This window comes from Ruegeria sp. CDSC068 (assembly GCF_059610545.1).
The window spans coordinates 171,201-189,998 of record NZ_JBXWNV010000006.1 but is presented as its reverse complement, the minus strand read 5'-3'; the positions used below and the strand labels follow the sequence as shown (position 1 = coordinate 189,998).

The 18,798-nt window shown below is 58.1% G+C and carries 18 protein-coding genes; 9 read left to right on the top strand and 9 right to left on the bottom strand.

The features are described from left to right. Positions 1–260: 260 nt before the first annotated feature. Complete coding sequence (locus tag AC2FID_RS14070; RefSeq protein WP_496756358.1) at positions 261–1,835, top strand: 2-isopropylmalate synthase; 1,575 nt, start codon at positions 261–263, stop codon at positions 1,833–1,835. 55 nt (positions 1,836–1,890) lie between these two features. On the opposite strand, the gene AC2FID_RS14065 is transcribed toward AC2FID_RS14070, so the two are convergent. The 3 genes from AC2FID_RS14065 to AC2FID_RS14055 form a co-directional block, all read right to left on the bottom strand. After that, positions 1,891–2,388: a DUF2141 domain-containing protein gene (locus AC2FID_RS14065; RefSeq protein ID WP_496837343.1), complete on the bottom strand. Its 498-nt coding sequence runs from the start codon at positions 2,386–2,388 to the stop codon at positions 1,891–1,893. Between the two features lie 18 nt (positions 2,389–2,406). Further along, positions 2,407–3,306, bottom strand: a complete 900-nt coding sequence (locus AC2FID_RS14060; RefSeq protein WP_496837341.1) for a sterol desaturase family protein — start codon at positions 3,304–3,306, stop codon at positions 2,407–2,409. A gap of 181 nt (positions 3,307–3,487) precedes the next feature. Further along, complete coding sequence (locus tag AC2FID_RS14055; RefSeq protein WP_496837339.1) at positions 3,488–4,276, bottom strand: 23S rRNA (adenine(2030)-N(6))-methyltransferase RlmJ; 789 nt, start codon at positions 4,274–4,276, stop codon at positions 3,488–3,490. A gap of 155 nt (positions 4,277–4,431) precedes the next feature. Here AC2FID_RS14055 and AC2FID_RS14050 point away from each other — a divergent pair, with 155 nt between their 5' ends. Genes AC2FID_RS14050 through AC2FID_RS14025 form a run of 6 tightly spaced genes read left to right on the top strand, consistent with a single transcriptional unit; the run spans position 4,432 to position 10,999 of the window. Next, on the top strand, positions 4,432–5,478 hold the full coding sequence (locus AC2FID_RS14050) for a rod shape-determining protein (RefSeq protein ID WP_039523195.1): 1,047 nt from the start codon (positions 4,432–4,434) through the stop codon (positions 5,476–5,478). Between the two features lie 59 nt (positions 5,479–5,537). Continuing rightward, positions 5,538–6,440 carry a rod shape-determining protein MreC gene (gene mreC, locus AC2FID_RS14045; protein ID WP_496837337.1) on the top strand — a complete coding sequence of 301 codons (903 nt, stop codon included), beginning with the start codon at positions 5,538–5,540 and terminating at the stop codon, positions 6,438–6,440. Continuing rightward, entirely contained in the window at positions 6,433–6,969 is a 537-nt protein-coding gene (locus AC2FID_RS14040; protein ID WP_282120150.1) for a rod shape-determining protein MreD, read from the top strand. The genes mreC and AC2FID_RS14040 overlap by 8 nt, the downstream gene beginning before the upstream one ends. Then, positions 6,966–8,915: a penicillin-binding protein 2 gene (gene mrdA, locus AC2FID_RS14035; protein WP_496767446.1), complete on the top strand. Its 1,950-nt coding sequence runs from the start codon at positions 6,966–6,968 to the stop codon at positions 8,913–8,915. The genes AC2FID_RS14040 and mrdA overlap by 4 nt, the downstream gene beginning before the upstream one ends. Continuing rightward, entirely contained in the window at positions 8,912–10,051 is a 1,140-nt protein-coding gene (rodA, locus tag AC2FID_RS14030; RefSeq protein ID WP_496756368.1) for a rod shape-determining protein RodA, read from the top strand. Before mrdA ends, rodA begins: the two co-directional genes overlap by 4 nt. Positions 10,052–10,066: 15 nt before the next feature. Then, a complete protein-coding gene (locus tag AC2FID_RS14025) occupies positions 10,067–10,999 on the top strand; it encodes a 2-hydroxyacid dehydrogenase (protein ID WP_496837335.1) in 933 nt (310 codons plus the stop codon). Between the two features lie 5 nt (positions 11,000–11,004). On the opposite strand, the gene AC2FID_RS14020 is transcribed toward AC2FID_RS14025, so the two are convergent. From AC2FID_RS14020 to AC2FID_RS13995, 6 genes are all read right to left on the bottom strand, one after another. Next, positions 11,005–13,020 (bottom strand): M3 family metallopeptidase, encoded by a 2,016-nt coding sequence (locus AC2FID_RS14020; RefSeq protein ID WP_496837333.1) that lies wholly within the window; start codon positions 13,018–13,020, stop codon positions 11,005–11,007. A gap of 105 nt (positions 13,021–13,125) precedes the next feature. Then, positions 13,126–14,175: a HesA/MoeB/ThiF family protein gene (locus AC2FID_RS14015; RefSeq protein ID WP_496698820.1), complete on the bottom strand. Its 1,050-nt coding sequence runs from the start codon at positions 14,173–14,175 to the stop codon at positions 13,126–13,128. Further along, complete coding sequence (gene dut / locus AC2FID_RS14010) at positions 14,175–14,630, bottom strand: dUTP diphosphatase (RefSeq protein WP_282169778.1); 456 nt, start codon at positions 14,628–14,630, stop codon at positions 14,175–14,177. Before dut ends, AC2FID_RS14015 begins: the two co-directional genes overlap by 1 nt. A 15-nt stretch (positions 14,631–14,645) precedes the next feature. Next, a complete protein-coding gene (gene coaBC, locus AC2FID_RS14005) occupies positions 14,646–15,842 on the bottom strand; it encodes a bifunctional phosphopantothenoylcysteine decarboxylase/phosphopantothenate--cysteine ligase CoaBC (RefSeq protein WP_058273488.1) in 1,197 nt (398 codons plus the stop codon). A 62-nt stretch (positions 15,843–15,904) separates the two neighbouring features. Then, the gene (locus AC2FID_RS14000; RefSeq protein WP_496837331.1) at positions 15,905–16,720 is read right to left on the bottom strand and encodes a ChaN family lipoprotein; all 816 of its coding nucleotides are present in this window, start codon (positions 16,718–16,720) and stop codon (positions 15,905–15,907) included. After that, positions 16,717–17,595: an RNA polymerase factor sigma-32 gene (locus AC2FID_RS13995; RefSeq protein WP_058273490.1), complete on the bottom strand. Its 879-nt coding sequence runs from the start codon at positions 17,593–17,595 to the stop codon at positions 16,717–16,719. Before AC2FID_RS13995 ends, AC2FID_RS14000 begins: the two co-directional genes overlap by 4 nt. Positions 17,596–17,695: 100 nt before the next feature. On the opposite strand from AC2FID_RS13995, the gene cobU reads away from it, so the two are divergent. Beyond that, a complete protein-coding gene (cobU, locus tag AC2FID_RS13990) occupies positions 17,696–18,217 on the top strand; it encodes a bifunctional adenosylcobinamide kinase/adenosylcobinamide-phosphate guanylyltransferase (protein WP_282120144.1) in 522 nt (173 codons plus the stop codon). Continuing rightward, positions 18,214–18,792: a histidine phosphatase family protein gene (locus AC2FID_RS13985; protein ID WP_282120143.1), complete on the top strand. Its 579-nt coding sequence runs from the start codon at positions 18,214–18,216 to the stop codon at positions 18,790–18,792. The genes cobU and AC2FID_RS13985 overlap by 4 nt, the downstream gene beginning before the upstream one ends. Positions 18,793–18,798: the final 6 nt, after the last annotated feature.

Sequence of the window (18,798 nt, the reverse complement as noted above, 5' to 3'; positions counted from 1 at the left end):
TGATCAACACATGTGGGAAAAAAGAAATCTCTTCATATGCCGGAGGAAAATTCGTTCTTTTCATTCCCGCCGCGCAATGTATAACCTCAACCCCATGATCAACCGCGCAGATATCCTGATTGCCGACACCGCCCTTCGCGGTGCGTCGCTGCGTGGCCTACTGATCCTAATCCGCCTCTGAGCGTGCCATCCGGCGCGCCCGCTCAGAGGAGGACGCCCGCGCGCCATAGGCTTTAGGACAGAAGAAGAAAGAGAATCCCATGACCAACGTGACCGACCAAGACCGCGTCTTGATCTTTGACACAACCCTGCGCGATGGCGAGCAAAGCCCCGGCGCAACCATGACCCATTCGGAAAAGCTGGAGATTGCCGAGCTGTTGGACGATATGGGCGTTGATATTATCGAGGCGGGGTTCCCAATTGCCTCCGAAGGTGACTTCAAGGCCGTATCCGAAATTGCCGAACGGTCAAAGAACAGCCGAATCTGCGGCTTGGCCCGCGCCAATTTCGCCGATATCGACCGCTGTTGGGAAGCTGTGAAACATGCTGGCAAAAGCCGCATCCACACCTTCATCGGTACCTCGCCGCTGCATCGTGCCATTCCGAACCTGACGCAGGACGAAATGGCCGACAAAATTCACGAAACGGTCAGTCACGCGCGCAATCTGTGCGAAAACGTGCAGTGGTCGCCGATGGATGCTACGCGGACCGAATGGGATTACCTCTGCCGCGTGATCGAAATTGCGATCAAGGCTGGCGCGACGACGGTCAACATCCCTGACACGGTCGGCTATACGGCACCGATGGAGTCCGCCGATCTGATCAAACGTCTGATCGAAACGGTTCCGGGCGCGGATGAGGTGGTCTTCGCGACCCACTGCCACAACGACCTTGGCCTGGCGACCGCAAACTCGCTGGCTGCTGTTGCAGGTGGTGCACGTCAGATTGAATGTACCATCAACGGCCTTGGCGAACGTGCCGGTAACACCGCGCTGGAAGAGGTGGTGATGGCACTGCGCACACGCAATGACATCATGCCCTGGAACACCGGCATCGACACGACCAAGATCATGCATATCTCGCGCCGGGTCGCGACGGTGTCGGGCTTCAACGTGCAGTTCAACAAAGCCATCGTCGGCAAGAACGCCTTCGCGCATGAAAGCGGTATCCACCAGGACGGCATGCTGAAGAACCGCGAAAACTTTGAGATCATGCGCCCGGAAGACATCGGTCTGTCCGGCACGTCTTTGCCGCTGGGCAAGCACTCGGGCCGTGCGGCGCTTCGTGATAAGCTGAACACGCTGGGTTATGAGGTTGGTGACAACCAGCTCAAGGACATTTTCGTTCGGTTCAAGGAACTGGCCGACCGTAAGAAAGAAGTGTTCGACGACGATCTGATCGCGTTGATGACGCTGGATGATGACGACGGCAACGATCACCTGCAACTGGTTTCGATGAAGGTTACCTGCGGAACCGTCGGCAAGGCCGAAGCCACCATCGAGATGGAAGTAGGCGGCAAGGAAATCATCGCCACCGAACAAGGCGACGGCCCGGTCGACGCTGCCTTCCGCGCCATTCGAGTTGTGCATCCGAATACGGCGCATCTGCAGCTTTATCAGGTGCACGCCGTGACCGAAGGTACGGACGCGCAGGCCACGGTATCGGTGCGTCTGGAAGAGGACGGCATGATCGCAACCGGCCAATCCGCCAACACCGATACAGTCGTGGCCTCGGCCAAGGCGTATATCCACGCGCTGAACCGCCTGATCGTGCGCCGACAAAAGGCCGGTCCGGGCGCAGATACCCGGGAAATCAGCTACAAAGATCTCACTTGAACAAAAAAGGGGCGGACGATTGTCGACCGCCCCTTCTCTATTATCTCCAGCCGCATTACGGCCAATAGAATAAGGTCAGATCTGCTGGCTTTTCTGTCCCGATCAACGAGTAGTCATACACCGGCGTATCGTTGAGATCGTTCAGCCCCGATACTGCATACCCTTCGGTTGGTATGTAGTTCGCGTCATAGTTCAGATCATAATCCTCGTTTTCGTCGTGAAACGCGATAACAGCAAAATACCCGCTCTGGAGGTCGGGAAAGTCGAAGCGGAGCGGGTCCTCGGACGCTGGTGCTTCAAGATAACCAGCAGCTTTGGTGTAATCCATGTTGTCGAACGCCGTCGCCTGGTCAAAAGCCATGACAATCACGTTGCCCTTGGTGCTGCTCGCACCATGCAGATTGACGGTCAGACCCTTGTCTTGCGAGGTCCCTGTGGTGGAAGCCGCTGCTTGGTCAATATCTGTGGTGAACCCCGAGGCGACCCAGGCGCCTCCGACAAACAGACCTGCCGTCACGATGGCCGCCACGATGCGTTGTGTGTTGTATGGCATCTTTTGCGCTCCTACGCCTTACTTAGCGGGTTTACTCTGTTTACGGCCGTTCTTTGGCTGCCAGCCCGGAGGTCCGAAAAAAACACCCAGCTTGTTGCCGAACCCCGGCATGTTCCGGACATCCTTGAACAAGCGGGCAAAGCCGTGAAGGAAGGCGACGAAGGGATTGATCGAGTCGATCGGTTTGACGAGGCCATAAACCACCTCTTCCTTTTCGTCCTCGAACGTTCCGAACATGCGGTCCCAGATGATCAGAATCCCAGCATAGTTCTTGTCCAGGTATTTCGGGTTTGATCCATGGTGAACGCGGTGATGCGACGGCGTGTTGAAGATGTATTCAATCGGGCGCCACAGCTTTTTGATAACTTCGGTATGCAGGGCCGTCTGATACAGCTGCACCAGCAGTTCCGCGACCAGCACCATGAACGGGTTGAACCCCAAAAGCACAAGCGGCAAATGGAAAAACAACGGCCAGAAGCCATCCAGCGGACCATGGCGATAAGCCACTGATATATTGAAGAAGGGAGAGCTATGGTGAACCGAATGCGTGGCCCAAAGGAAGTTGATCCGATGCAGGATTCGATGCTCCCAGTAATAGGCCAGGTCTGCAAGGATCAGCACGATAATGAACGAAGCCCATGTTGTCGGAATATCGAACACGGCAAATTGCGAAGCCCAGACATATGCACCGATGTAAAACCCGGCCAATAGTACAAAGCTGATTCCGATGAAGAAAACCAGCGTGATAAAGTTGGTGACGGTATCCCCCATCATCTGCCAGTTCAGTTTTTTGACGACGGCATAGCGGACCAATTCGAAGGCCAGGAAGCCCATTGCGAAGACAAAGAACCAGTCGTTGATCAAAGTTTCCCAGTAACTCAGGTGAAAGTCACTGATATGGCGGCTTAGAAAGTCCATCGAAGTAATCCGAATCCGTTCGTTGTCATATGTGACAACTTATTTACGGAGCCAATATTAAAAATCAAGATCCCCGCATCAGAAAAACGGGACCTTCCGACAAAGCCATTGCTGTCACATCAGTTTTTGCCCCTGAGAAGTTCACTTTCAGGCAAAATCCCGTGTAATCACCGGTTTTTCTTCAACGAAGTTTGCCGAACAAGCCGTCCAGCGTTTTAGCGGACTCCTTCAGACCATAAGGCGCGTTCACGACGAACATGCCCGAACCAACCATACCGTGCCCTTCACGTGCGGCCGGAAAGCGCACCTCGTGATGCAAAACTTTGGGGAAATCCCGTTTCGCCAAAGCGTCGCGCATGGCCTGATGCCGTCCATTGGCCAGTATCGGATACCACAGCGCGATGACACCCACGTTCCATTTCCGATTCAGCGAAGCGATGATGCCGGGCAGCCTGTCATAATCGGATTTGACTTCATAACTTGGATCAATCAGCAAAACGCCACGGCGCGGTGTTGGCGGCAGAAGGGACTGGGCTAGTTCAATGCCATCCTGCTGATAGGTCCGGGCACCGGTCGTGATCATGGCGTCGCTCAGCGCCCGATATTCCTGCGGATGCAATTCAGCAAGGTTCATCTTGTCCTGCGGACGCAACAGGCTCGCTGCGATCAGCGGCGACCCCGGATACGCCGTTTTGCCATACCGATCGTGCACAACGGCAATGGCCCTGCTCAGGGGATGATCGGCGTCAAACCAGCCTTCGGTCAACGCACGTTCAATTCCCGCTGCTGCTTCACCGGTCTGAACCGCCTGATCCGAGTCCAACTGGTACAGCCCGCGCCCCGAATGGGTTTCGATATAGCTTAGCGGTTTGTCCTTTTGGGTCAGATAGGCCAGCGTTTCTGCCAAAATTGCGTGCTTATGGACGTCCGCAAGGTTACCTGCGTGGTAAATATGTTGATATGAGAGCATGATGCCTTCTAAAGTCCCTGCAATTAAGGCGGAAAGGTGCTGATTGTCGCGGAATCAGCCCTTTTACCGGGCGAGTTGGCACCCTATAAGTCATCCGTCCCGGAACCGTCGAGTCGCGGGCAGTAGAAAACTGACATACAGGATCAGGGAAAAATATGGGGATCTTTGGCAATCTGGGCGGCCTGTTCACAGCGGACATGGCTATCGACCTTGGTACAGCGAACACGCTGGTTTACGTCAAGGGTCGCGGTGTTATCCTTTCTGAACCCTCTGTGGTGGCGTATCACGTCAAAGACGGCGTGAAAAAGGTTCTGGCCGTTGGCGAGGACGCCAAGCTGATGCTGGGCCGGACCCCCGGATCGATCGAAGCCATCCGCCCGATGCGCGAAGGCGTGATTGCCGACTTTGATACTGCAGAGGAAATGATCAAGCACTTCATCCGCAAAGTGCACAAGCGTTCAACTTTTTCGAAGCCAAAAATTATCGTCTGCGTCCCCCACGGCGCGACCCCTGTTGAAAAACGCGCGATCCGCCAGTCGGTTCTGTCCGCAGGCGCCCGCCGCGCCGGTCTGATTGCCGAACCTATTGCTGCCGCGATTGGAGCGGGCATGCCCATCACCGACCCGACCGGCAACATGGTTGTCGATATCGGCGGGGGTACCACCGAGGTTGCTGTTCTGTCGCTGGGTGACATCGTATATGCCCGCTCGGTCCGCGTCGGCGGTGACCGTATGGATGAGGCGATCATCTCGTACTTGCGCCGCCAGCAGAACCTGCTGGTCGGTGAATCCACGGCCGAGCGGATCAAGACCACCATCGGCACTGCGCGCATGCCCGACGACGGCCGCGGCCAGTCGATGCACATTCGCGGACGCGACCTGCTGAATGGTGTGCCCAAGGAAATTGAAATCAGCCAGGCCCAAGTGGCCGAGGCGCTGTCCGAACCCGTCCAGCAGATTTGCGAGGCGGTAATGACCGCACTGGAAACCACTCCGCCTGATCTGGCGGCGGACATTGTGGACCGGGGCGTGATGCTGACCGGCGGCGGTGCACTGTTGGGCGATCTGGACCTTGCCCTGCGCGAACAGACCGGCTTGGCCGTGTCGATAGCCGACGAAAGCCTGAATTGTGTGGCTTTGGGCACCGGCAAGGCGCTGGAATACGAAAAACAACTGCGCCACGCGATTGACTACGAAAGCTAAGGCGCGCACCCTTTACTACATTGGGTAAATTCGGCACGAGCAGCACGGGAAGGAGTCCTGTGGCAAAAGACCGATCACAGCGCGATGAATACACAACCCCCTTGCGCCGCCTGTTGCTGGGGATTGTTGTGTTGTGTCTGCTAGGCATCTTTCTGATCTGGCGGATCGACAGCCCGCGCGTGGAAAGGTTTCGCGCACAGGTCGTGGACAGAGTTGTGCCGTCGATGGAATGGGCCATGGTTCCTGTCACCGCCGCCGTCAATCTGGTGCGCGATTTCCAAAGTTACCAACGGCTGAGTGATCAGAACCAGGAATTGCGCAGCGAATTGCGCATCATGCGCGCCTGGAAAGAGGCCGCGTTGCAGCTGGAGCAGGAAAATGCCCGGCTTCTGGACCTGAACAACGTGCGTCTTGATCCGCGCCTGACCTATATCACCGGGGTGGTCATGGCCGATAGCGGCTCGCCCTTCCGCCAGTCGGTCCTGCTGAACGTGGGTGAAAGGGATGGGATCAGGGACGGCTGGGCCACCATGGACGGGATTGGCGTCGTCGGGCGTATCTCGGGCGTTGGCCCCGACACCGCGCGTGTCATCCTGATGACAGATGCATCCAGTGCAATTCCTGCCACGATTCAACCGTCTGGCCAAACCGCTCTGATCACCGGCGACAACACGCAATCCCCGTCGGTGGAGTTTCTGGAAAACCGCGAACTGGTACGTCCCGGCGACCGCGTTGTAACCTCGGGTGATGGCGGCGTGTTCCCCGGAGGGTTGCTGATCGGGCAGATCACCGAAGACCCAGGCGGGCGTTTGCGGGTGCGCCTCTCCGCAGATTTCGAACGACTGGAATTCCTTCGCGTTCTGCGCTTCCACTTGGCGCCGGTGATCTCGGATCCTGGCGGCATCGTGGGTCCACGGCAACCCGAGGCTGCCCTGACCCCACCGGAGGTCGGCGATGGATAGGCAAACCTCTCATCTTTGGCTCAAACGCTGTTTGTACGTGTTTCTGGCGTTACTGATTATGTTCCTGCATCTTCTGCCTTTGGATACACAGCCGGACCGGTGGCCGTTTCCGGACATGCTTATTGCTTTAACGTTCGCCTGGGTTCTTCGCCGACCGGAATACGTTCCCATTTTTCTGGTTGCTGCGGTGATGCTGATGGCCGATTTGCTGCTGCAACGACCTCCGGGCCTGCTGGCAGCACTTGTGGTTTTGGGATCGTCGTATCTGCGCTCGGCCGCGCCCGGAATGCGCGACGCCGGGTTTATGGCTGAATGGACAACGGCCGCTGTGGTGATCGCGGGAATTTTCATATTGAACCGTGTCATTCTTGCTATTCTATCGGTACAGCAAGCAGCTTTGGGTCCTGTGGTGATACAAGTGGTTCTGACAATTGCGGTTTATCCTCTCGTCGTACTTCTCAGCCAGAATGTGCTTGGCGTTCGGCGCGTGTCAGTGTCGGACCCCGGCACAAGAGGGGCCAGGGCATGAAACAACGCAATCCCAAAGCGCAAGGATTGGCCTATAAACGCCTGCCGCGCCGCGCGTTGATCCTGGGTGGGTTGCAGACTGCGTTTATCGGCGGCCTGGCAGCGCGAATGCGCTTTATGCAAGTGGATCAGGCTGACGAGTACCGTCTGCTGGCCGAAGAAAACCGGATCAACATTCGCCTGATCCCGCCAACGCGCGGGCGCATCTATGACCGCAACGGCCAGATCATCGGACAAAACACGCAGTCCTATCGTATTGTTATGGTCCGCGAAGATGCGGGCGACGTCGACAAAGTCATCGCCAAACTTTCAGAGCTTATCCCGCTGACTCAGGAAGAGATTAATCGCGCCAAGACCGAGATGCGCCGTTCTGCCCCGTTCCTGCCAGTCACACTGGCCGATCAGGTCACGTGGGAGGATATCTCCAAGGTCGCTGTCAATGCGCCCGCCCTGCCCGGCGTTACGCCTGAGGTGGGCATGGCCCGTCAGTATCCCCGCTACGAGGATTTCGCTCATGTCGTTGGTTACGTCGGGCCGGTCAGTGACTATGATCTCAGCCTGATCGAAGATCCCGAACCGGTGCTGCGTATCCCCCGGTTCCAGATCGGCAAGGTCGGTCTGGAGTCCAAACAGGAAATCAGCCTGCGCGGAAAAGCTGGCGCAAAACGTGTCGAGGTCAACGCCACAGGCCGCATCATGCGCGAGCTTGACCGGCAAGAAGGCGAGGCAGGGGCCGATCTGCAATTGTCCGTTGATGCGGACCTGCAGCAATACGCCCAGGCGCGCCTGGCCGGTGAAAGCGCGGCTGCAGTCGTCATCGACTGCGAAACCGGGGATATCCGGGCCATCAGTTCTGCCCCCAGTTTCGACCCGAACCTGTTCGTGCGCGGGATATCGGTCGCGGATTACCGGGCATTGACTGAAAATAACTACCGCCCGCTGGCCAACAAGACGGTTCAGGGCACCTACCCGCCGGGTTCGACCTTCAAGATGATCACCGCTCTTGCCGCGCTTGAGGCCGGAGTGGTTAGCCCCGGCAACACCGTCTATTGCCCTGGGCACCTGAAGGTCGGTAGCCGCCGCTTCCACTGCTGGAAACGTGGCGGGCATGGGACAGTGGATCTCAATTTGTCGCTAAAGCGCAGCTGCGACGTCTACTATTACGATGTCGCGGTGCGTACCGGCATCGACAAAATCTCTGAAATGGCGCGCAAGTTCGGACTGGGCGTCAAGCACGACATCCCGATGTCAGCTGTCGCTGCCGGTTTGGCCCCCAATCAGGAATGGAAAGAGCGGGTCCATGGTGAAGGCTGGCTGGTAGGCGACACGGCGAATGCCTCGATCGGGCAAGGGTTCATGCTGGCCTCGCCCCTACAGCTTGCGGTCATGACGGCAAGGATTGCCACAGGCCGGGCCGTGAAGCCGCGTTTGGTGCGGTCCGTCAATGGCGTCGAGGAACCGTCAGGAGCAGGTGAGCCGCTGGACGTCAATCCGTACAACCTGAATCAGGTGCGCAAAGCGATGTTCTCGGTCTCAAACGACAGGGCTGGCACCGCCTATCGCAGCCGCATCATCAATGATGAATTCCGCATGGCCGGTAAGACAGGGACCAGCCAGGTGCGCAACATCACCAAGGCCGAACGCGCGGCTGGTGTAATCCGCAACGAAGACCTGCCGTGGGAACGGCGCGACCACGCGCTGTTCGTCAGCTATGCGCCGTACGACAATCCGAAATACGCCGTGGCAGTGGTGGTGGAACACGGCGGTGGCGGATCCAAGGCAGCGGCCCCGGTCGCGCGGGATATCATGCTGCAGGCTCTGTACAACGGCACCCCGCCGCTCGAGGCTTATCCGGTTGCAGATCGTGACCGCATCAAGGAACAACAAAAACGGCTTGAGGGCGACCGCCGCCCCAAAGCGCGACCTGATGAAAAGGACCGCGCATGAGCTATCTTGAGTACGCCGTCAAATCCACGCCAACAGGGTTTCGCAAATTCCTCTATATGAACTGGCCGCTGACTTTGTTGCTGATCAGCGTCGCCAGCGCCGGATTCCTGATGCTGTATTCGGTCGCGGGCGGGTCCTGGATGCCCTGGGCCGAACCCCAGATTGAGCGGTTCGGACTGGGACTGACCGTTATGTTCATCATCGCGTTGGTACCGATCTGGTTCTGGCGCAACATGTCCGTCTTGGCCTATCTCGGCTCGATCGTTCTGCTAATTTTTGTGGAACTCTTCGGCACCATCGGCATGGGTGCGCAGCGTTGGATCGACCTTGGTTTCATGAGGCTCCAGCCTTCCGAAGTCATGAAGATTGCGCTGGTCATGGTTCTGGCCGCCTATTACGACTGGTTGCCTTCCCATAAGACATCGCGACCGCTCTGGGTGCTTATCCCGGTCATCCTGATCCTGATCCCTACGGCTATGGTCCTGAAACAACCCGATCTGGGCACCTCGATCCTGTTGTTGGCGGCGGGCGGGGGACTGATGTTCCTGGCTGGGGTGCACTGGGCTTATTTCGCCGCCGTTATCGCGGCGGTGGTCGGCTTGATTGCGACCGTGTTCAACAGTCGGGGCACCGATTGGCAGTTGCTCAAGGATTATCAGTTCCGCCGAATAGACACTTTCCTTGATCCCTCCACCGATCCGCTGGGTGCAGGCTATCACATTACCCAGTCGAAAATTGCGCTGGGGTCAGGCGGCTGGAACGGGCGCGGGTTCATGCAAGGGACGCAGTCGCGCCTGAACTTTCTGCCCGAAAAGCACACGGACTTCATCTTTACCACGTTGGCCGAGGAATTCGGGTTTGTCGGAGGCATCACTTTGCTGACCCTTTACGCCCTGATTATTATCTTCTGCATGGTTACGGCTTTGGCGACAAAGGACCGGTTCTCATCCTTGGTCACCTTGGGGGTTGCGCTCAACTTCTTCCTGTTCTTCGCGGTCAACATGTCAATGGTCATGGGCCTTGCCCCGGTTGTGGGTGTACCACTACCGATGGTCAGCTACGGAGGGTCTGCCATGCTGGTTCTGATGGCCGCCTTCGGCATTGTTCAAAGCGCGCATATTCACCGCCCTCGCTGAATTGAAAGGCCCCTCATGCCCGTCAACGTCCTGTTTTCCGCGCGCCCAGAACAATGGCCCGTGTATGAACCTCTACTTACAAAAGGGCTGTGGCAGGCCGATCTGGACTTCCGTCTGGCAACCGAGTTTGCGCCTGATCAGGTCGACTATGTTGTCTATGCACCGACAAGCGGGTTGCTGGATTTTTCACCCTATACACGTTTGAAGGCGGTTCTGAGTCTTTGGGCAGGTGTTGAAAAAATCGCGGGCAACGAAACGCTGACCGTGCCATTGGCCCGGATGGTGGACCACGGGCTGATGCATGGCATGACCGAGTGGGTCGTCGGCCACGTGCTGCGCTATCACCTGGGCATGGACCGCTATATCACCGTGCAGGACGGCGTGTGGACACCCGATGCCCCACCGCTTGCCAGCGAACGGAATGTGTGCGTGCTGGGCCTTGGTGCGTTGGGAGAAGCCGCAGCAACAGCGCTTGCCGCGCTGAATTTCAAAGTGACCGGTTGGAGCAGAACCGCAAAGGACATCCCTGGGGTAACGTGCCTGCATGGCGTTAAAGGTCTGCGCGCCGCGTTGTCCAATGCCGAGATCGTTGTCCTGTTGCTGCCTGACACACCCGCAACGGAAAACGCACTGAATGCGGACACTTTGGCCTTGCTGCCCAAAGGCGCTCGGATCATCAATCCCGGTCGCGGTCCATTGATCGACGACGACGCGTTGCTGGCCGCACTGGATTCAGGACACATTGCCCACGCCACGTTAGACGTATTCCGCGTGGAACCCCTGCCGCCGGAACACCCGTATTGGGCGCACGCCAATGTGACCGTCACGCCGCATATCGCGTCGGAAACCCGTCCGACAACTGCGGCCCAGGTGATCTGCCAGAACATTGTACGAGGGGAGGAAGGCAAACCCTTCCTCCACCTCGTCGACCGCAATCTGGGCTACTGATCCGGTCAGGTCGCGATAAGCCCGCGACCTTTCAACAGCGCCTCGACCCCTGGCAAACGCCCGCGGAACGCCAGATACAGCTCCTCAGCTTCGCGCGAGCCGCCGGTGGACAGGATATTGTCCTCCAGTGCTTTGGCGCGCTCTGTGTCAAAGGCTCCCCCGGCTTCTTCGAAGGCCGCGAATGCGTCGGCATCCATGACCTCGGACCACATGTAGCTGTAATAGCCCGAGCTATAGCCATCGCCAGCGAAGACATGGGCAAAATGCGGTGTCGCGTGGCGCATACCGATGGCATGCGGCATATCGATACCATCAAGAACCTCGGCCTGTTTCGCCATCGGATCAGCTGGCGCTTCGCCTTCGTGGAACGCCAGATCGACCAAGGCTGAGGCTACGTATTCCACGGTCTGGAACCCCTGATCAAAATTCGCGGCCTTCAGAACCTTCTCAAGCATATCTTGCGGCATCGGTTCACCAGTTTCGGCATGGGTTGCAAATTCGGCCAGTACTTCGGGCACCTCCAGCCAGTGTTCATAAAGCTGGCTGGGAAGCTCTACGAAGTCACGCGCGACGCTGGTGCCAGAGATGCTTTCATAGGTCACGTTGGACAACATCTGGTGCAATGCGTGACCGAACTCGTGGAAAAGCGTGCGCGCATCGTCATAAGACAGCAGCGCCGGGTCGCCCTTGGCGAAGTTGCAAACGTTGATCACGACGGGGGCCTGCACCTCCGGGAACTTTGCTTGGCTCCGCATGGCGCTGCACCATGCGCCCGATCGTTTGGAACCACGCGCGAAGTAGTCACCGATGAAGACAGCGATATGCTGCCCGTCGCGCGTTACGTCCCAAGCCCGGCAATCGGAGTGATAAAGCGGCACGTTCAGCGGGGCAAACTCCAGCCCGAACAGCCGGTTGGCGCAGGAAAAGGCGGCCTTGATCATACGATCCAGCTGCAAGTACGGCTTCAGCGCAGCTTCATCCAAATCATGTTCAGCCTTGCGGCGCTTTTCGGCGTAGTAGCGCCAGTCCCACGCCTCGAGCGGACCGTTGATGCCGTCTTCCTGCATCATCGCGGTCAAGGATTCGGCGTCGGCGTCAGCCCTTGCCTTTGCCGGCCCCCAAACCTGCATCAGCAGATCGCGAACGCGGTCCGGCGTTCGGGCCATTTCAGTTTCCAGCTTGTAGTCCGCGAAACTGGAATATCCCAATAGCTTGGCCCGTTCTTCGCGCAAGTTCAGGATCTCGGCCGCAATCTCGCGGTTGTCCGTTTCACCACCATTGGCACCACGCGCGGTCCAGGCCCGATACGCGTTCTCACGCAAATCGCGGCGCGGTGAGAATTGTAGAAACGGAACAATCAACGACCGCGACAGAGTGACGACAGGACCATCAGCCCCCTTCTCTTCCCCGGCAGCGCGGGCTGCATCCACGACGAAACCCGGCAATCCTTCCAGATCATTCTCGGTCAAGTTCATGAACCATTCGCGCTCGTCCGCCAAAAGGTTCTGGGTGAAGGACGTCCCCAGCGTGGCAAGGCGCGACTTGATCTCTTGCATGCGGGTGTCATCGTTGCCTTCCAAAGCCGAACCAGCGCGCACAAAACCGCGATGGGTCAGCATCAGAACGCGGGCCTGTTCATCGGTCAGGTCAAGCTGATCCTTGCGCACCCACAGGTCCGCAACTCGCCGAAACAGCGCCTTGTTTGACGAAATTCCCGAAAAATGCGCCGAGAGTTTGGGCGAAAACGCGCGTTGCAGCTCTTCCCGTGCCGGGTTGCTGTCGGCACCCGAAACGGTGAAAAAGACAGACAGCACCTTGTCCATCTGCTCTCCGGCCGCCTCAAGCGCCTCGATTGTATTGGCAAAACTGGCTGGGTCGGAATTGTTGGCAATCGCGTCGATCTGCGCGTTATGGGCAGCCAACGCCTCGTCCAATGCAGGCGCAAAATCATCATCCGAAATCTCGGCAAATGGCGCGATTTCAAATGGAGTGGTCCAGGCGGACAGGATCGGGTTGGTCATGCGGATCTCCTTTGCTGGTCAAGCTAGGGAGGCGGGCCGAAATGGTCCAGAGGGGGTGCCCGCGATACAGCCGAAATCTCTAGCCAATCTAGCGCGACAGTAGGCTTACGCGTCGACTTCTCCGCAAATGGGGCAATCAGAGCGTCGGGTCAGGGTGATCTTGCGGCTTTCGCCATAGAGCGCGTCATAGATCAGCATTTCGGCGCGCAGAGCCTGCCCGGCCCCAGTGATCACCTTGATCGTCTCAACCGCCATCATGGACCCCACAACGCCGGGCAACGGGCCAACAACCCCTGCTTCGGCACAGGACGGGGCCAGACCGGGGGCCGGTGCCTCAGGGAAGATACACTGATAACAAGGCGCGTCATTGGCGGGGTCAAAGACGCTTAGCTGACCTTCCCATTGTGACAGAGCACCTGAAATAAGCGGTTTTCCCAGTGCGACCGCAGTACGGTTGGCCAAGTAGCGCGTGTCAAAATTGTCGGTACCGTCGAGGATCAAGTCGAAATCGGCGAACAGGTCTGCCGCAATCTCATCAGTCAGACGACGATGGTAGGGCAGAACAATCACGTTCGGGTTTTGCGCCTGCATGGCTTGCTGGGCCGAGAAAACCTTGGGCATGCCAATGTCGGCATCGCGGTGAATCACCTGCCTCTGCAGATTGGCGTTTTCAACAATATCGTCGTCGATCACGCCGATGGTGCCCACACCGGCCGCCGCAAGATACTGCAACGCAGGCGCACCAAGACCGCCCGCGCCGATCACCAGCACACGAGCCTGTTTCATCTTTTTCTGCCCCGGCCCGCCCAGTTCGCGCAGGACGATGTGGCGGGCATACCGCTCCAACTCGGTCTCAGAGAACTTGTCAGACTGCATCGCGGTTTCCTCGGCTGGCTGTGGCGCGGCACGGTTGCGCAGCGTTTTGAGCACCTTGCCATAGCTCAATACCAAAACCGCGGCACCACCTAGGATCAACCACAATGCCGCAGACCCGCCGGTTGCCTCGCGCAGCGGGTGCCCACCCGGCAACGTCAGTTGGATAACAAGTACTCCGATCAGCAAAACGCTGACCGACACGGAGCGAGCAGTTCGGGACACCCCCGCTACGTACCCAATGCCCCACAGAGCACCGGCAAGGATCAGAACCAGAAGCATCAACCGCGTCCAGTCGAGCCAAAACCGCCTGCGCCGCGATCCGTGTCGCTGAGCACCTCAACGGGTTCAAACGCAGCCTGCACGACTGGGGCGACGACCAGTTGCGCGATTCGTTCGCCATGCGCAATCTCAAAACTTTCCTGACCGGCGTTCAGCAGGATCACCCCCAGCGGGCCGCGATAGTCACTGTCGATCGTGCCGGGCGTATTAGGCAGAGTAATCCCGTGTTTCAGCGCAAGGCCGGATCGGGGTCGAACCTGTACCTCGTACCCATTTGGAATCTCGATCCGAAGCCCCGTGGGAATCAAAGCGCGCTGCCCCGGTTCCAACATGATCGAATTTCCATTTGGCAGATTCGCCCTGACATCCGCTCCCGCCGCGCCAGTCGTTTCATAAGACGGCAAAGCGATGGCCGGATCGGCCCCGTCTTCGCGGATCACACGAATTGCTACCATCACTGCACCTCTTGTTCAGCTTGTCAGAGCGTCGGCGATCTTTTGCGCCAGACGTTGCGCCACTGCATCCTTGTCCATGCGCGGCCATTCTTCGGCCCCTTCGTCCGAGATCAGGGTGACCGCGTTTTCCGATCCCCCCATGATGCCCGTCGCAGGGCTGACATCATTGGCGACGATCCAGTCACAGCCCTTGCGCGCGCGTTTCGCAGTGGCGTGTTCAAGCACGTTGTCAGTTTCTGCGGCAAAGCCAACCACCAACGTCGGCCGCCCCGCATCCAGCCTGGACACGCGTTTGAGGATGTCGGGGTTCTCAGCAAACTCCAGCAACGGAAGACCATCGCGGCTTTTCTTCAGCTTCTTGTCTGAAGCCGTCGCCATGCGCCAATCCGCAACCGCAGCAGCAAACACACCCGCATCTATCGGCAGTGCAGCGTCGACCGCGTCAGACATCTGCTGCGCGGTTTCCACGCGGATAACCTGCACCCCTTCGGGCGGCGAAACATCGGCAGGGCCGGTAACAAAAACCACATCAGCGCCCAGCGCAGACAACGCCCGTGCCACCGCGGTGCCCTGCGCGCCCGAGGACCGGTTGGCGATGTAGCGCACAGGGTCGATCGGTTCATGTGTCGGGCCGGAGGTGACCAGAATGCGCTTGCCCTTCAGCGGACCGTTGCCAAGTTGCGCCTCGACCGCGGCCACAATCTCAAGAGGCTCCGACATTCGACCTGGGCCGTACTCTCCACAAGCCATGTCGCCTTCATTTGGGCCAACGAACCGAATACCATCTGCCTGCAGTTGCTTGAGGTTGCGCTGTGTTGACGGATGGTCCCACATGCGGACATTCATCGCCGGTGCGCACAAAACCGGGGTATCTGTCGCCATCAGCAGGGTCGAGGCCAGATCGTTGGCTAGCCCAGCCGCCATCTTTCCCATCATGTCCGCCGTTGCCGGTGCGACCACGATCAGATCGGCGGACCTAGACAGCTGAATATGGCCCATCTCGGCCTCATCCGTCAGGTCGAACAGATCGCGATAAACCTTCTCTCCGGCCAGCGCCGACACCGACAACGGGGTCACGAACTCTTCGGCCGCGCCTGTCAGAACCGGTGTTACAGAGGCACCACGCTCTTTCAGCCGCCGGATCAGATCCAGCGACTTATAGGCCGCGATTCCAGCGCCGATGATTAGAAGAATGCGTTTCGATGCCAGCATATTTTGCCCTTCCCGTCCCGGTCGGCCCGACATTAGGCAAGGCCAACGGACAGTTCCAGCGGTTAATTCTGTGTCTCAAACGCCAGACAAGGGTCTTCACGTTCGATGCTGGGGCTGTCGATCACAGCGTCGAACTCACCGTCAATGACGCCATCCTCGGACTGACCCAGCACGAAAACTTTCAAACCGGGGCGTAGCCGGGACAGAAAGGTTGGAATCCCTCTGTCCATACGGGCATGACCATTGCCAGTGATCACCGCAACCGGTCCACCGGTATCATCCACAGCGCGCAATATGGCCCTTGTCAGAACCGCGTCCCGCAACCTCTGGATTGCGACCAGTTGCGGCAGCGCAGTCTCTGGTATTGCGTTGCAATGGGCAGCGAGTTGATCAGCCTCACGCTCGGCCTGCTCATCCTTCGGCAGTGGCACCGTCAATCCATAACGGGCAGCATCAGCACCCAGAGCCGTCGCAGCGCCACGTTCCATCGCCGCACGCGCCGCCGCGCGCGGAACCATGGCACCGTAAACCGGCGCGTCTGAGGCCTGAAAGACCGGGTAGTACATGCTAAGCGGCGGCCAGCCGGATTCGAGCCACTTCAGAATTCTGGCAAGCTCTTCCGGATCGGAAATGGCCTTGTCCGCCAATCTCTGAGCACCTTCTTCAGTCACCATTTCCCAGACAACCGCCGAGGGATTGATGGCCTTCAACGCCTCGGCCTGAATGATGTGGTGCTGCGGGTTGTCGTGAATTTCGCCTAATATGACGACGTCCGCAGACGTCATCGCAGACACAACGTCGTCGGGTATCAGCTCATCGGCATGGCCAGGGTTGGCCATAACCACCAGTGCACAAAGCAGAATCGCAAGATGTTTCATGCGATGAAGTGTTGCACCTCACGCGATTGGGCTTCAAGGTTCTTGCGCATTTTCACAAAAGCCGCCGCCTCAAGCTGACGCACGCGTTCTTTGGATAGGCTAAGTTCCTGCCCAAGGCTTTCCAGCGTTCGGGCGGGTTCGCGCAACTTGCGTTCGCGGACAATGAACCTCTCACGATCATTCAAAGCCTGCATTGCCGTCACCAGCCATTCACGCAATTGCTGGGTATCGTGACTGTTTTCGACCGCCTCTGCGGCTTGTTCACGCTCATCCTCAAGCGCGTCGATCCATTCCCGGCCGTCTTCATCTGCCGATTGAACAGCATTTAACGAGAAATCGGAGCCGGACAAACGACCTTCCATCATTTCCACGTCCCGCAACGGAACGCCGATCTCTGCAGCAATCATCTGATGCAATTGATGACGGTCAAGATCCATGCCATCGGACGCGGCCTCACGCTCTAGCCGGGCCTGCACGCGTCGCATGTTGAAGAACAGGGATTTTTGCGAAGACGTGGACCCGGTGCGCACCATTGACCAGTTGCGCATCACATAGTCCTGAATGCTCGCCTTGATCCACCAGACCGCATAAGTTGAAAACCGCACGCCCCGGTCGGGGTCGAACTTGTCGGCGGCTTTCATCAATCCTAACCCGGCTTCCTGGATCAGATCATTCATCGGCGCCCCATAGCGTTTGAACTTGGCCGCCATCGAAATGGCCAGCCGCATATAGGCCGTGATCAATCGGTGAAGGGCCTGTTCATCGCGGTCGTCCCGCCACGCATATGCCAACTTCAATTCTGTTTCCGCATCCAGAAGTTCGGCTTTCATTGCCCTCCGGGACATCGAGAAGTCGTTCGCATTGTCCAGTGCCATTGAAATCTCCCCTTTTCACAGGCGCGGGCCGGGGTTGCTTTGCCGACCTATGAACGATACGCAAAACAAAACCGGGTGGATCACATGGAAGGTAATTATCGTGAGTCCGGATTTAACCTTTGTGTTGGGCGGCGCGGCCTCGGGCAAGTCGGCTTTTGCCGAACATCTTGTTGTTTCATCAGGAAAAAAGAGGGTTTATCTTGCAACATCACAAGTGTTTGATGACGAGATGCAAGATAAGGTCCAGCGCCATGTTTCCCAACGGGGCGAAGGCTGGAAGACGATCGAGGCACCGTTTGACCTTGGCCCGACATTGGCGGATTTGCCCCCGAACTCTGTCTGTCTGATCGACTGTGCCACCATGTGGCTGACCAATCACCTGCTTGCAGAAAACGATCTGGAACAGACGCAAAGCGCGCTTTTACAATCGCTACGCCTGTGTTCCGCACAGGTCGTCATCGTCTCGAACGAGGTTGGACAAGGGATCGTCCCTGACAACGCGCTGTCCCGCCGGTTTCGCGAAGCGCAGGGACGGCTGAACATCGCATTGGCCGCCGAAGCCGATCTGGTGGTGCAAGTCACGGCTGGCCTGCCGTTGGTATTGAAGGGGCGACTGGATTGACACGTCTGCATCTCGTGCGTCACGGCCCGACCCACGCCAAAACGATGGTTGGCTGGTCCGACCTGCCTGCTGACCTCAGCGATCGTGCCGCCGTTGCCCGGTTGCATGACCACCTGCCTGCGGACGCTATCTTTGTTTCCTCTGACCTGAGCCGCGCCGCCGATACTGCATCGGCCATTCAAGGCACACGGCGGCGGTTGCAACATCAGTCTGCGCTGCGCGAAATCAATTTCGGCACTTGGGAGCTGCGCGCCTTCAAAGAGATTGAGTCTGAAGACCCCGAACTTGCCTTTGCATATTGGGACAACCCCGGCGATGTGCGCCCTCCAAACGGGGAAAGCTGGAACGAGGTCCGCGAACGCGTCGACGCAGCCGTTGACCAATTGATCCAACAACACACAGGATGCGATCTGGTGGTCGTGGCGCATTTTGGCGTGATCCTAACCCAGGTCCAAAGGGCGCTCGACGTTGACGCGCAAGAGGCTTTTGGCCATCGCATCGACAACCTTTCGGTTACCGAAATCACGCATCACGGCGATCGCTGGTCTGTCGGACGGATCAATCATCTTCCGTGATGCAAC